The sequence below is a fragment of the Pseudomonas sp. NBRC 111119 genome (genome assembly GCF_001320125.1).
Taxonomy (GTDB): Bacteria; Pseudomonadota; Gammaproteobacteria; order Pseudomonadales; family Pseudomonadaceae; genus Aquipseudomonas; species Aquipseudomonas parafulva.
Genome location: NZ_BCAV01000005.1, coordinates 239,831 through 253,672, shown reverse-complemented (window position 1 = coordinate 253,672; position 13,842 = coordinate 239,831). Strand labels below are relative to the sequence as shown.

General features: G+C 64.7%; 9 protein-coding genes and 1 pseudogene. 6 read left to right on the top strand and 4 right to left on the bottom strand.

The features are described from left to right. Positions 1 to 204: 204 nt before the first annotated feature. Entirely contained in the window at positions 205 to 1,863 is a 1,659-nt protein-coding gene (locus tag APH25_RS02040; RefSeq protein ID WP_028632916.1) for a bifunctional diguanylate cyclase/phosphodiesterase, read from the top strand. Here the strand turns inward: APH25_RS02040 and APH25_RS02035 are convergent. Then, on the bottom strand, positions 1,860 to 3,221 hold the full coding sequence (locus tag APH25_RS02035; RefSeq protein WP_060480894.1) for a NorM family multidrug efflux MATE transporter: 1,362 nt from the start codon (positions 3,219 to 3,221) through the stop codon (positions 1,860 to 1,862). The two genes, APH25_RS02040 and APH25_RS02035, sit on opposite strands and share 4 nt — an antisense overlap. A 157-nt stretch (positions 3,222 to 3,378) precedes the next feature. On the opposite strand from APH25_RS02035, the gene APH25_RS02030 reads away from it, so the two are divergent. From APH25_RS02030 to APH25_RS26160, 3 genes and pseudogenes are all read left to right on the top strand, one after another. After that, positions 3,379 to 4,305, top strand: a complete 927-nt coding sequence (locus tag APH25_RS02030) for a LysR substrate-binding domain-containing protein (RefSeq protein ID WP_028632918.1) — start codon at positions 3,379 to 3,381, stop codon at positions 4,303 to 4,305. Positions 4,306 to 4,460: 155 nt separating this feature from the next. Continuing rightward, a pseudogene (locus tag APH25_RS26165) lies at positions 4,461 to 5,504 on the top strand (Cache 3/Cache 2 fusion domain-containing protein); the annotation flags it as partial. Further along, positions 5,499 to 6,359: a methyl-accepting chemotaxis protein gene (locus tag APH25_RS26160; RefSeq protein WP_371262490.1), complete on the top strand. Its 861-nt coding sequence runs from the start codon at positions 5,499 to 5,501 to the stop codon at positions 6,357 to 6,359. The pseudogene APH25_RS26165 and the gene APH25_RS26160, both read left to right, overlap by 6 nt. 40 nt (positions 6,360 to 6,399) lie before the next feature. Here the strand turns inward: APH25_RS26160 and APH25_RS02020 are convergent, their stop codons facing one another. Both APH25_RS02020 and APH25_RS02015 read right to left on the bottom strand, forming a co-directional pair. Continuing rightward, entirely contained in the window at positions 6,400 to 7,794 is a 1,395-nt protein-coding gene (locus tag APH25_RS02020) for a VOC family protein (RefSeq protein ID WP_060480892.1), read from the bottom strand. A 129-nt stretch (positions 7,795 to 7,923) separates the two neighbouring features. Continuing rightward, positions 7,924 to 8,817, bottom strand: a complete 894-nt coding sequence (locus APH25_RS02015; RefSeq protein WP_028632921.1) for a LysR family transcriptional regulator — start codon at positions 8,815 to 8,817, stop codon at positions 7,924 to 7,926. A 134-nt stretch (positions 8,818 to 8,951) separates the two neighbouring features. Between APH25_RS02015 and APH25_RS02010 the strand changes: the two genes are divergently transcribed. Both APH25_RS02010 and APH25_RS02005 read left to right on the top strand, forming a co-directional pair. Continuing rightward, a complete protein-coding gene (locus APH25_RS02010; RefSeq protein ID WP_028632922.1) occupies positions 8,952 to 10,442 on the top strand; it encodes an aldehyde dehydrogenase family protein in 1,491 nt (496 codons plus the stop codon). 128 nt (positions 10,443 to 10,570) lie between these two features. Beyond that, a complete protein-coding gene (locus APH25_RS02005; protein WP_060480891.1) occupies positions 10,571 to 11,857 on the top strand; it encodes an FAD-binding oxidoreductase in 1,287 nt (428 codons plus the stop codon). 341 nt (positions 11,858 to 12,198) lie between these two features. On the opposite strand, the gene APH25_RS02000 is transcribed toward APH25_RS02005, so the two are convergent. Continuing rightward, entirely contained in the window at positions 12,199 to 13,689 is a 1,491-nt protein-coding gene (locus APH25_RS02000; protein ID WP_060480890.1) for a YifB family Mg chelatase-like AAA ATPase, read from the bottom strand. Between the last annotated feature and the right edge of the window lie 153 nt (positions 13,690 to 13,842).

Sequence of the window (13,842 nt, the reverse complement as noted above, 5' to 3'; positions counted from 1 at the left end):
ACTTTTGCAGCATCATTAGTGGCACTAATGGTTGCAGCTGAAAAAATCGTATTTGCCGGGTGGTCAGGATTCGCGCACGATGCACGACAAAATACGTCGGAATGACATCACACAAGAACATTTTTAAAAGTGAAAATCATTTTCATTAAATGCAGTAATATGGCCGCCGTTCATCGTTGCACCGTAAAGCTTTAAGGAGCCCCCTTGCCTACGCCTGTCGAACCTCTGCGTTTGCTGCTGTTGGCCAATGAGCCGGAATGGGCCACTTTGCTGCACGCGTGCATGCCTGCCTTGCGCGGTACAACCGTGCTGGTAACGGCACCCAGCTGGGAGGCGGTCGACAGCCTGTTCAGCCAGGACCGCCAGGCGATCGTGCTGGCGACCCCGGCCCTGTTGCCGGCAGCGGGCCGGTGCGAGCTGCCCACCATCTTGTTGCTGAACGACGAACCTGAAACGGTGCCTGCGGGTGTCAGCGATTGGCTGGTCAGTGACCAGCTCAGTGCCCATACCTTGCGCCGCTGCCTGCGCCATGTGCGCGAGCGGGGTGTGCTGGTGGCCACCTTGCAGCGCCTGGCAGAGCAGGACCCCCTCACCGGTATAGCCAACCGTCAGGGTTTCCAGGCGCTGCTCACTGCTCGCCTGGCCGAAAACGAAGGCCGCGGCTTGGCCCTGGGCCACCTGGACCTGGACAACTTCCGCCACGTCAACGATGCCCTAGGCCACCAAAGTGGGGACAGGCTGATCCTGCAGGTGGTCAACCGCCTGACCCACCAGCTGGAAGCCGGCGACCAGCTGGCGCGGCTGGGCAGTGACGAGTTCGCCCTGCTCATCGACACCCGCCGCGACCCCAAACGCGCCGAGTGGATGGCCGAACGCATCATAGAGGCGCTGGCCGAACCTTATTGGATTGACGGTGAAAGCCTGCTGCTGGGCTGCAGCCTGGGCCTGGCACATGCCCGCGCCCAAGGTGGGGCCGACCCGCTGATGTGGCACGCCCACATCGCCATGCGCCAGGCCAAAGGCAGCCAGGGCTGCACGTACCATGTCTTCAACGAGCGCATAAACCGCAATGCCCGCAGCCTGGCAGACCTGGAGAGCGAGCTGCGCCGTGCCCTGCGCCGCGATGAGCTGGAGCTGCACTACCAGCCGCGGCTGAACTTGGCGGACGGCCACATCGTCGGCCTGGAGGCCTTGGTGCGCTGGCGTCATGCCGAGCGTGGTCTGTTGCCGCCCAGCGAGTTCGTGCCCCTGGCCGAGCAGAGCGGGCTGATCGTGCCATTGGGCTACTGGGTCATCGCCCGTGCGCTTCGGGACATGCAGGCGCTGCGAGCTGCCGGGCTGGAGCCGCTGCACATGGCCGTCAACCTGAGTTTCCGCCAGTTTCAGGACAGCCAGTTGCTGGCCACCTTGAGCCGGCTCATTCAGGAATATGGGGTCGATGCCCGCTGGCTGGAATTCGAACTGACCGAAACGGCCGTAATGCGCCGCAACGAGCTGGTGCGCCAGACCATGGACGCCTTGGGGCGCCTTGGCGTGCGCTTCTCGCTGGATGACTTCGGCACCGGGTTTTCGTCATTCGTGCACCTCAACAGCCTGCCCATCGCCCTGCTCAAGGTGGACCGCAGCTTCGTCGCCGAGATGGAAATGCGCGAAGAAAACCGCAAGCTGGTGCACGCCATGATCAACCTGGCCCACAACCTCAACCTGGAGGTGGTGGCTGAAGGGGTGGAAAGCGACGAGCAACTCGGCTTGTTGCGGGGCTTTGGCTGTGACCAGGTGCAAGGTTTTCTGGTCAGCAAGCCATTGCCCGTGGACGAACTGATGGCGTTCCTGTTGCAGTGCCAGCAGGCCGAGGCCGGCTAGCCGGCTTTACCCAGCATGCGCTTCATTCGCCATTCAAAGCCGAACGTAAGCGCCACCGCTGCACACGCCAGGCCCAATGCCAGGCCCCACCACACCCCGACCGCGCCGCCGCCCAGGGTAAAGGTGAACAGCCAGGCGCTTGGCGCGCCCACCAGCCAATAGCACACCAGCCCGATCAGGAACGTGGTCTTGGCGTCTTTCAGCCCGCGGATCGAACCCATGGCGATGGTCTGCATGCCGTCGAACAGCTCAAACCAAGCGGCCACCATCAACAACTGCACGGCCAGCTGGAAGATCGCCGCGAACGCAGGGTCATTCCGGTCGATGAACAGCCCCACCAGGGCGTCGGGCAGCAGCCAGAACAGCGCGGCAAAGGTGAACATGATCAGGCCCCCCAGGGCGATGCCAATCCGCCCGGCGCTGCGGGCTGCCAGCAGGTTGCCCGCACCGTAGTACAGGCCCACACGCATGGTCACGGCGTAGGAAAGGCCGGTCGGCACCATGAACGCGGTGGACACGATCTGCAGGGCGATCTGGTGCGCCGCCAGCTCCGTGCTGCCCAACACGCCCATGCACAGCGCCGCGAATGCGAACAGCCCCACCTCCACCATGTAGGTGCCACCAATCGGCAGGCCCAGCCGCCACAGCTCGCGCAACGCCGGCAGCGACGGGCGGGACAGGCCTTTGCGCAGTGGGTAGGCGGCGTAGGCCGGGTGCCAGCGGATGTACAGCGCCAGGGCAATGGCCATGCCCATCGACACCACGGCAGTTACCAGCCCGATGCCCATCAGGCCGAGCTTTGGCAGGCCGAACATGCCTTCGATTAAAGCAACGTTCAGCAGGTAGTTGAGCACCGTACCCACGAGGCTGATCACCATCACCGGTGCCGAACGGCCCAGGGCGCTGGTAAACCCGCGCAACGCCATGAATGTGAGGTAGCCGGGCAGGGCCAGGGGTAGCAGGGTCAGGAACTCGGCGGCCGAGGCCACGTTCTCGGGCTTTTGCCCGAACAGCAGCAGCGCCGGCTCCAGGTTCCACAGCACCAGCGCCGCAAACAGCGCCAGGCCCCATGCCAGCCACAGGCCGTTCTGGGCCAGGCGCGTGGCCCCTTCTATGTCGTTGCCACCCTTGCGGATGGCCACCAGGGTGCCGACCGCCGCGATCACGCCCAGGCAGAAGATCGACACGAACGAGTAGCTCGCCGCACCCAGGCCGCCACCGGCCAAGGCCTGCGGGCTGATGCGGGCCATCATCAAGGTGTCGGTGAGTACCATCAGCATGTGCGCCAACTGCGAGGCGATCAGCGGGCCTGCCAGGCGCAGCAATGCCTTGAACTCGGTAGTGGGGGCGACGTGCATGGGGCGGTCCTTGGTGATGACAGGCGGGAACGAAGGGCGATTCTGAGGCCTGGGTCAGCTTTGCACAAAAGGATAAATGCGATCATTGGCATGAGTCTGACTCATGTATGTAAGCTTCCTGATCATTTGCCCCAAGGGCCCGTGTGCCAGGAGCCTCATGCAACGCAAGCTGCCTCCCCTCTATGCGCTGCGCGCATTCGAAGCCGCGGCGCGGCTGAACTCGTTCACCCGTGCCGGCGAAGAACTGTCCATTACCCAGAGCGCCGTCAGCCGGCACATTCGCACGCTGGAGGATCACTTTGCCTGCCGCCTGTTCATGCGCAGTGGCCGTAGCCTGCAACTGACCGAAGCTGCACGGGTGTTGCTACCGGGTGTGCGCGAAGGCTTTGCCGCGCTTGAGCGTGCCTGTGACACGTTGCGCGGTGAAGACGACATGCTGCGCATGAAGGCGCCGTCCACCCTGACCATGCGCTGGTTGCTGGCCCGGCTGAGCCGCTTCCGCCGGCTGCAGCCTGGCAACGAAGTGCAACTGACCAGTGCCTGGATGGACGTCGACCATGTGGACTTCAACCAGGAACCCTTCGATTGCGCGGTGCTGCTGGGCGATGGGGTATTCCCGGCAGAGTGGGAGGTGCGCAAGCTGTTCCCCGAACTGCTGGTGCCGGTGGGCGCACCCGGGCTGCTGGATGACGGGCCCTGGACCGCGGCGCGCCTGGCGAGCAGCGAGCTGCTGCACCCTACGATGGACAAGCGCGACTGGCGGGTATGGCTGGAGCGCCTGGGCCTGGGTGGCAAGGTTTCGCTCAAGGGCGGGCAGGTGTTCGACACCCTGGAACTGGGCATGATTGCGGCGGCCCGCGGCTACGGTGTTTCTATCGGCGACCTGACGATGGTGGCCGAAGATGTGGCGCAGGGGCGCATGAGCCTGCCATGGCCGACGGCGGTACCCAGCGGCATGGACTACTACCTGGTATGGCCGCGCACACGGCCGGGCGGCGAGCGGCTACGCCGCCTGAGTGCCTTTCTGCAAGCAGAGGTGGCTGCCATGGCGCTACCCGAGGTGGCGATCCTGCCAGCCCTTTGATGGCGAACGGTATATCCCGGCCCGGCACTCAAGTATTCAGTGGCGACGCCGATCAAGTGGCACCAGCGTCCCGGAAGAGGGCGCGCTTCCCGTCGAATAGAAGCGGGCGGTCAGCGTGATCAGGATGATCCCGGCCTCTTGCCAGGAGCTTCCCCATGCCTCAACCGCGTGCCCGAATTGCCTCGCAACTCGGTATCGCCCTCGCCATCGTGCTGGCGCTGGTGATTTCCGGCAGTACCCTTTTTGCCCTGCGTTCACTGGACGATGCCAACCTCGCCACCCGCCAGGCCCACCTGGCCAGTGAGGCGCGCTTGCTGGCCGACCAGCTCGACACGTTCCACGGCTCGCTCAAGGACAATACCCAGCGCCTGAGCGGCCTGTTCGAGCGCCGCTTCGCATCAGGGCTGTCGCTGCATGCAGGGCAGACCGTGCAGGTCGCAGGCCAGGCAACCCCGGCCCTGTACCTGGGCGATCAGCTGTTGAACAACGACTTCCAGCAGGTGGACGACTTCCAGCAGATGACTGCCGGTATCGCCACGGTGTTTGTGCGCAGCGGCGACGATTTCGTGCGCATCAGCACCAACCTGAAGAAACAGGATGGCAGCCGCGCCATCGGTACCCAGCTCGACCGCCAGCACCCGGCCTACGCCAAGCTGCTGGCCGGGCAGATGTACGTTGGCCGCGCCGTGTTGTTCGACCGCAACTACATGACGCGCTACGTGCCGATGACCGACGGCAATGGCCGGGTGATCGCGGTGCTGTTCGTGGGTTTCGACTACACCGATGCGCAGAATGCCCAGTTCGCCAACCTCAAACGCTTCCGCATTGGCCAGACCGGTTCGTTGGCACTGCAGGATGAAAAGGGCCAGTGGCTGGTGCCGCCGGCCAATGCCGAGCAACCGCTGTACAGCGCCACTGCGCCCTTTGCCGAGGGGCCCTGGACGGTGGTTGCGAGCATGCCGCTGGCGGAGATCCGCGAGGTGACCTGGAGCGTGGGCCTGCGCCTTGCCGTCGGCAGCCTGCTGGCCATGCTCATGGCCGTGGCTGCCACGCTGTGGTTGCTCAGGCGCAAGCTGCGGCCGCTGGACGACCTGGTGCGCCAGGCCGAAGCGCTGGGTGCGGGTGACCTGAACGCACGGCTGAACGTGACCAGCCACGATGAAATCGGGCAGTTGGCGCGCAGCTTCAACAAGATGGGTGAAGCCCTCTCGAACATGGTCGAGCATATTCGCAGTGCTTCCGAGCAGGTCAGCACCCGGGCCCGTTCGCTGTCTGGCCTCTCGGCTGGCGCCTGCGAGGGCATGGACCAGCAATCAGGCGAAATCACCAGCATGGCAGGCGCGGTGGAAGAGTTCAGCGCCACCTCCATGAACATCGCCGACAACATGGCGGACACCGAGCGCTTGGCCCGCGACAATGCCCAGCAGACCCGCGTGGGCCGCGGTGCCATGGAAGAAGCGTCGCACTCGCTCACGCAGATTGCCGATGCCCTCGGTGGTACCGCCACGGTGATGAACAGCCTGGGTGCGCGTTCGCAGGAGATCGGCAGCATCATCAGCGTCATCACCGCCATCGCGGAGCAGACCAACTTGCTGGCCTTGAACGCTGCCATCGAAGCGGCCCGTGCCGGTGAGCAGGGGCGCGGCTTTGCAGTGGTGGCTGACGAGGTGCGTGGGCTGGCAGCGCGAACCCGCCAGGCCACGGATGAAATCTCCGGCATGATCACCAGCATCCAGCAGCAGACCGGGCACGCCATCACCACGCTGGAGCAGAGTACCCAGCTGATGCAGGACGGCCTGGCGCGCAACGGCAAAGTCGCGCAGGCGCTCGCCCGCATCGACGAACAAAGCCGGGCGGCGGGTGAGCAGTTTGCCGTGATCAGTACGGCGACCCAGGAGCAGAGCAGCACCGCGACCGTGCTGAGCCGCAACTTGCAGAGTATCGCCCAGGCCAACGGTGAACAGCGCGAGGTGGCCAACGAGTTGGCATTCACAGCGCGGGAGCTGGAAGGGCTGGCAGCGCAGCTGCGTCAGGAAGTGGACCGCTTCCGCTGAAACGGTGGGGCGCCCCAGGCGCCCCCTTCGATCTGCTGCCTTACAGCGATGCCAGGCTCAGCGCCTGCGCACAGGCCTGCAGCGAGCGGCGCTCGCTTTGCGCGTACAGCGCCAGCTCATCCTGCACCTGCAACCCCAACGCCGCTTCGAAGGCCGTGCGGTTGGCGTTGCTGCCGTACTCGGCCTGGGCATCGTCGCCCAGGTTGGACTGGAAGATCCCGGCGGCGCTTACGGGCAGGAAATCCTCGTACACCAGTGCCTCGAAATGCACGTGGCCTGCGTCGATCAGCCCTTGCAGGGTAGTGGGCCTGCCTTGCTGATCGCGCGCAGACAGACCTTTCTCGGTAGCGAAGTAGCGGAAGTACGCCAGGCCCTGCTCACGCATCTGCGCCAAGTCGTCCGGGAAGGCGGCGAAGGTGTCGGTGAGCATTGCCATGTACTGCGCGGCATTGGCCTCGGCGGGTGCGCCACCCAGTGCGGCGCGGGTAGCGTCGAGCAGCTTGTCGTACAGCTGGCGCCCCTTCGGCGTCAGCGCCGCGCCACGTTGCTCGATTTCCCCAAAGCGCGCGGTGTGGCTGCCTTCGCTACCGTGCTGGCCGCTGAATGCGACCTTTTCCTGCAGGGCCTTGAAGCTGGTCTGGCGCAGCAGGATCGGGTGGCGGCGGGGCGGGGGCCCTTCGACCACGGCCTTGGGTGTGATGCCCTTGGCCGGCATGCCGAGCTGGATGGCATCGATGTCCAGGGTGCGCGGGGTGAGGTGGTTGATATGCGGGCCTTTGAACGCCACCACATCGGCAATCAGGCGATGCTGGTCGTGCAGCTGCTGGTACTGTTCGGCGGTGACGGTGGCGTCCCGGTGCCAGCGGAAGGTATGCAGGGCTTCCTGTACGAAAGCCTGGGCATCTGCGGTGTTCAGGCCGCCATCGCGTTCATGCTGCTCGATCAGCTGGAGTGCACGGGGGGTGAAGATCTGGCGTTTGGCCAGGATACCCTGGGCCATTTCGCGCAACTGCAGGTTGTCGATCAGCTCCAGGCGCAGCAGCGAAGTGAAAACGCGGAACGGGCTGATGTGCAAAGACTGCTCATGCACGGCACGGAACGCGGTGGAGTGCACGGGCACCCCGGCACTGCTGAGGTCGTAGTAGCCCACCGGCTGCATGCCCATGACCGCAAAAAGGCGGGCGATGGTCGCCAGCTCCTGGGCCGTACCCACCCGGATCGCACCGTGGCGTTCATGGTCCAGCCGCTCGATTTCTCCCGTCCAGCGCAGGGCCTGCGCCACGTCTGGCTGGTGGGCCATGACCTGCTGGTTGATTTCGCTCACCAACGCCAGCAGCGTGCCGTACAGCGGCACTTCCTGTTTGTACATGAGCGACATGGCGGCAGAGAACTGCGCGCGGATGCTGTCGGGGCTGACGAAATCGTGGGCGGGCATCGCTAGCTTCCTGGTTGGGTTTGGACACTTACATGAAAGCTGGGAATGTACCGCGCTCACAAGCGAAAAAAAGTGAATGGGTCATTCCTTTTTTGATCGACCTAGCGACGCGGGCTTGTCCTCAATCACTCAGCAAGCCTGAAGCTGCTCGCCAATCCATTCCACCAACGCCCGCACCTTGGGCACCTCTGCGGCATGCTCGGCATACGCCAGGTAGTGTGCCCCCGTGCTGCGCATGGCATGGCGCCACGGCACCACCAGGCTACCTTCGGCCAGTTCCTTTGCTGCCAGGTAACGCGGCACCAGCGCCACCCCACACCCTGCCTGCGCTGCGCTTAACGCCATGTAGAACGTGTCGAAACGCGGGCCGTGGTAGGCACTTACACTTTGCAGGCCCAAGTCGTCGAACCATTCGTGCCAGGCCTCGGGCCGCGAAGTGCTCTGCAGCAGCACCAGGTCAGCAAGCTGCGCCGCGTGCTCGAGCGTGCGGCCGGCCAGCAGTTCAGGCGCGCACACCGGCACCACCTCTTCGCGGAACAGCTCCACGCAGGTGGCCCCCGGCCACGTACCCTGGCCGTAGAAGAACACCACGTCCGCCGAGCCCTGCAACAGGGCGAACGGTTCCATTTCGTTGCGGATGTCCAGGTGGATGTTGCTGTGCCTTTTGCCAAAGCCCTTGAGGTGAGGAATGAGCCAACGCACGCCAAAACTCGGTTGAGTGGCTACCTTCAATATTTCGGTCTGTTCGCCATAGGTGAGCACGTAGCGGCTGGACATATCCACCTGGGTAAGAATCTTGTTCACTTCGGCCAGGTAAAGGCTGCCCGCCGGCGTGAGCTGCAGGCGCCGGCGGATGCGCAGGAACAGGTGGTGGCGCAACAAGTCTTCGAGCTGCGCCACCTGTTTGCTGACGGCACTCTGGGTCAGGTGCAGCTCTTCGGCAGCGCGGGTGAAGCTGAGGTGACGGGCTGCAGCTTCGAAGCACTGCAGGGCGGTCATGGAAGGCACCAGGCGTTTTGACATAGCGTTCTCAGTGGCTCAGATCATTACCTGGGGGAATGATATGCGGAATAAAGGTCGTTTGTTGCACCGAAGTGATCGGATTAATACTGATCCACATCATTTTCCAACCTGTCATCCGATGTAGGAGTACACCAATGGTTGCCGCACTGCTCGAGCGCCTGGGGGTTGCCGCCGAGGCTCATACCCAGGGCGATTACCCTGTTTACACGCCCATCGATGGCAGCCAGATCGCCTCGGTGAAACTGCTCGGCAAGGCCGAGACCGTGGCCTGCATCGATCACGCCCAGCGTGCCTTCGAAGCCTGGCGCAGCGTCCCGGCCCCACGCCGTGGCGAGCTGGTGCGGCTGTTTGGCGAAGTGCTGCGCGAGCACAAGGCCGACTTGGGTGAACTGGTGTCGATCGAAGCAGGCAAGATTACCCAGGAAGGCCTGGGCGAAGTGCAGGAAATGATCGACATCTGCGACTTCGCCGTGGGCCTGTCGCGCCAGCTGTACGGCCTGACCATCGCCTCCGAGCGCCCGGGCCACCACATGCGCGAAACCTGGCACCCGCTGGGCGTGGTAGGGGTAATCAGTGCCTTCAACTTCCCCGTCGCCGTATGGGCCTGGAACACGGCCCTGGCCCTGGTGGCCGGTAATGCCGTGCTGTGGAAGCCGTCCGAGAAAACCCCGCTCACTGCCCTGGCGTGCCAGGCATTGTTCGATAAAGCCCTGAAGGCCTTTGGCGACGCCCCGGCAGGCCTGGCCCAGTTGGTGATCGGTGGCCGTGAAGCTGGCGAGGCCATGGTCGACGACCCGCGTGTGCCGCTGGTCAGCGCCACCGGCAGTACGCGAATGGGGCGTGAAGTGGGCCCGCGTGTGGCGGCCCGTTTTGGCCGCAGCATTCTCGAGCTGGGTGGCAACAACGCCATGATCCTGGCCCCGAGCGCCGACCTGGACCTGGCGGTGCGCGGTATTCTGTTCTCCGCTGTGGGCACTGCTGGCCAGCGTTGCACCACCCTGCGCCGCCTGATCGTGCACCGCTCGATCAAGGACGAAGTGGTGGCCCGCGTCAAAGCCGCCTACGGCAAGGTGCGTATCGGCGACCCGCGCAAGGACAACCTGGTCGGCCCGCTGATCGACAAGCTGTCGTTCGACGCCATGCAGGGCGCGCTGGCCAAGGCTCGCGACGAGGGTGGCCAGGTGTTTGGTGGCGAGCGCCAGCTGGCCGACCAGTACCCGAACGCCTACTACGTGTCGCCTGCCATTGCCGAAATGCCGGCGCAAAGCGACGTGGTACGCCACGAAACCTTCGCTCCGATCCTCTACGTGCTTGCCTATGACGACTTCGAAGAGGCCCTGCGCCTCAACAACGAAGTGCCACAGGGCCTTTCGTCGTGCATTTTCACGACGGATATCCGTGAAGCCGAACGCTTCCAGAGTGCCTCGGGCAGCGACTGCGGCATCGCCAACGTCAACATCGGTACCAGTGGCGCCGAAATTGGCGGTGCATTTGGCGGCGAGAAGGAAACCGGTGGCGGGCGTGAATCGGGTTCTGATGCCTGGAAGGGCTACATGCGTCGCCAGACCAACACGGTCAACTATTCCCGCGAATTGCCGCTGGCCCAGGGGATTGTGTTCGACTGAGGCTGTGATGCAGCGTGGCGGGGGCGTGGCCCCCGTCTCGCGGGCAAGCGCGCCCCTACAGCATCTCTGCTGCCCGCGAATGGGCTGTAAAGCAGCCCCAACAAGAACAACAATGCTGGAGCCGGGCCATGTCCGAACTGCATCAACAATGCTTGTGGGAGTCCGTCAGCAAACCGGCCGTCGCCGCCCAGGCCCTGGCAGGTGAGCACAAGGCTGATGTCTGCGTGATCGGTGGTGGCATCACCGGGCTGTCGGCGGCCATTCACTTGCTCGAACAGGGTAAGTCAGTGATCGTGCTGGAGGCCTGGAAAGTGGGCTACGGTGGCTCAGGGCGCAACGTCGGCCTAGTCAACGCCGGCACCTGGATCCGCCCCGACGACGTCGAGGCCACCCTGGGCCAGAAACAGGGCAGCCGCCTGAACAAGGTGCTCGGCGATGCCCCCGGCGAAGTATTCGCCATGATCGAGCGCCTGGGCATCGACTGCCAGGCCCAGCACAAAGGCACGCTGCACATGGCGCACAACGCCACCGGCATCGCCGACCTCGAGGCCCGCCACCAGCAATGGCGCCGCCGCGGTGCCGACGTGGAGTTGCTGACCGGCGCCCAGTGCCAGGCGTATTGCGGCACCGACAAAATTGCCGCTGCGCTGCTCGACCGCCGCGCCGGCACCATCAACCCCATGGGCTACACCCAGGGCCTGGCCGCTGCCGTGGTGCGCCTGGGCGGCAAGCTGTTCCAGCGGTCTTCCGTCGAAGGCCTTGAGCGTGATGGCGATGCCTGGCGTGTGAAGACAGCGCGCGGCTCGGTGCGCGCGGGCAAGGTGGTGATTTCCACGGGCGCCTACACCGAAGGTGACTGGAGCAACCTGCAGAAGCAGTTCTTCCGCGGTTACTACTACCAGGTTGCCTCCAAGCCGCTGCAGGGCGAAGCCGCCGACAAGGTCTTGCCGTATGGGCAAGGCTCCTGGGATACCCGCACTGTGCTCAGCAGCATCCGCCGCGACGACCAGGGCCGCCTGCTGCTCGGTAGCCTTGGGCGGGTCGACAACAAACCGGCGTGGTTTGTGCGCAGTTGGGCTGACCGGATCCAGGGCCACTACTACCCTGGGCTGGGCAAGGTGGAGTGGGAAATGCACTGGACCGGCTGTATCGACTTCACCCCCGACCACCTGATGCGCCTGTTCGAACCAGCGCCGGGCCTGGTGGCGGTGACCGGCTACAACGGCCGGGGCAATACCACCGGTACCGTGATTGGCCGCGCCTTTGCCGAGTTTCTGCTGAAGGGCGAGGCGGGCAGCCTGCCGATACCGTTCTCACCGATGAAGGGGGTGAGTGCGCCTTCGTTGCGCACAGCGTTCTATGAGTCCGGGTTCTCGCTGTATCACGCGGGGCAGTGTTTGCGGGTGGTGTTGTAAGCGTTGGGCTTTAGCGGGCGAATCGGTCTGGTTTATCTGCGACAGGTACTGCAAGTGCGCTGGTGAACACCTTCCAGTCCCAGCGTATTGTTTGGCGAAGGGGGCGGTTTGAGGGCGCGTGAGGGCGGCCAGGTGTTTGCCGCGACAGAGGCTGCGCCTGTGAGACCGAGCGCCGCCCGCGCGGCGCATCGCGAGCTGCGCTCGCTCCTACGCTTGTTTCGGGCCAGTAACGCCTGTGGCAGACGCACGCGACCGCCTGGTTTGTACGACACGATATCGCGCCATGCACCAAGGCGTTCGCGCACCAAAGGTGCACAAACACGTAGGCGGAGAGGGTATGCCTAAGTGTTTCCCGGTCGGTACTGCAATGCCTCGGCCAGGTGTGCCCTGCCAATGGCCGGGCACTGGTCGAGGTCGGCCAGGGTGCGCGACACTTTCAGCAACCGGTGCGCGGCACGCAATGACAGGGTAAGCCGCTCGCAGGCGACTTCCAGCCATGCCTGGTCGGCTGCAGCAAGGATGCAATGTTGGCGTAGCCCATCCAGGTCCAGAAACGCGTTTGCACAGCCTTGCCGGCGTTGCTGAACGTCACGCGCCTGCGCCACCTTGGCGGCGACCGTTGCGCTGGTTTCACCACAAGGCTGACTGTTCAGCGTGGTGCTTTCACGGGCTACGGTCAGGTGCAGGTCGATGCGGTCGAGCAGTGGCCCCGACAACTTGTTGCGATAGCGCGCGATTTGCTCAGTGCTGCAACGGCAGCGGCCTGTGGGGTCGCCCAGGTAGCCGCATGGGCACGGGTTCATGGCAGCAACCAGCTGGAAACGGGCAGGGAAGCGCACCTTGTCCCGGGCCCTGGCGATAACGATCTCGCCCGACTCCAGCGGCTCACGCAGCACCTCCAGCACCCGCCGTTCAAACTCCGGCAGCTCGTCTAGAAACAACACGCCGTGGTGGGCGAGGGTGATTTCCCCCGGTTGAGGGCGGCTGCCGCCACCTACCAGCGCAGGCCCTGAAGCGGAGTGGTGCGGGTGGCGGAAGGGCCGTTGTGGCCAGCTGCTCAGCGGCGCATGGCCGCTGACCGACTGGATGGCAGCCACCTCCAGCGCTTCGTGTTCATCCAGCGGCGGCAACAGCCCCGGCAGGCGACTGGCGAGCAGTGTCTTGCCCGTACCGGGCGGCCCCGTGAACAGCAGGTTGTGCGCCCCGGCAGCTGCCAGCAACAGTGCGCGCTTGGCGGCCAACTGCCCCTGTACCTCGCTCAGGTCGGGGTAAGGCCGAGGGTTGAGTACCAGGCCGTTGGCGGCATAGGGCGGCAACGGTACCTGGCCGTTCAGGTGAGCGACCAGTTCCAGCAGGTGGCCCACCGCATACACCACCAGGCCACTGGCCAGGCTGGCTTCCTCGGCATTTTCTCGCGGCACCACCAACGCCCGGCCAGCTTCGCGCGCGGCCAGCGCCGCAGGCAGCACCCCTTGAACCGCTCTCAATGCCCCGGACAGTGCCAGCTCGCCCAGGCACTCCATATCCGCCAGCATGGTGGCAGGCAGTTGCCCGTCGGCGGCGAGGATGCCCAGTGCGATGGCCAGGTCGTAGCGGCCACCGTCCTTGGGCAGGTCGGCCGGGGCCAGGTTCTGGGTGATGCGCCGGGCAGGGTAGTTCAAGCCTGAGTTGACGATGGCACTGCGCACCCGGTCTTTGCTTTCTTTCACGGTGGTTTCCGGCAGGCCCACCAGGGTGAGGTGCGGCAGGCCGTTGGCCAGGTGGGTTTCGACACTGACGGCGGGGGCCTGCACGCCAACCTGGGCGCGGCTGTGGACGAGTGCTAAGGACATGGACGCTCCGTGTTCGCTGCAAGGGCCGCTTCCTGCGGCTTGGGGCAAGCATAGAGCGTGAGGCGGAGGCGCGTTCCACACGTGTGCGTCAGGGTATTTCAGCACTGATCTTCCAATTCCTCATATGGCCCTACCACTAGCTGGGTACTCATA

What these genes read in the sequence shown, in the direction of transcription:
- APH25_RS02000 (WP_060480890.1), bottom strand. Translation starts at nt 13,689, where the DNA reads ATGTCCTTAGCACTCGTCCACAGCCGCGCCCAGGTTGGCGTGCAGGCC.
- APH25_RS02020 (WP_060480892.1), bottom strand. Translation starts at nt 7,794, where the DNA reads ATGCCCGCCCACGATTTCGTCAGCCCCGACAGCATCCGCGCGCAGTTC.
- APH25_RS26160 (WP_371262490.1), top strand. Translation starts at nt 5,499, where the DNA reads ATGGGTGAAGCCCTCTCGAACATGGTCGAGCATATTCGCAGTGCTTCC.
- APH25_RS02010 (WP_028632922.1), top strand. Translation starts at nt 8,952, where the DNA reads ATGGTTGCCGCACTGCTCGAGCGCCTGGGGGTTGCCGCCGAGGCTCAT.
- APH25_RS02005 (WP_060480891.1), top strand. Translation starts at nt 10,571, where the DNA reads ATGTCCGAACTGCATCAACAATGCTTGTGGGAGTCCGTCAGCAAACCG.
- APH25_RS02035 (WP_060480894.1), bottom strand. Translation starts at nt 3,221, where the DNA reads ATGCACGTCGCCCCCACTACCGAGTTCAAGGCATTGCTGCGCCTGGCA.
- APH25_RS02015 (WP_028632921.1), bottom strand. Translation starts at nt 8,817, where the DNA reads ATGTCAAAACGCCTGGTGCCTTCCATGACCGCCCTGCAGTGCTTCGAA.
- APH25_RS02030 (WP_028632918.1), top strand. Translation starts at nt 3,379, where the DNA reads ATGCAACGCAAGCTGCCTCCCCTCTATGCGCTGCGCGCATTCGAAGCC.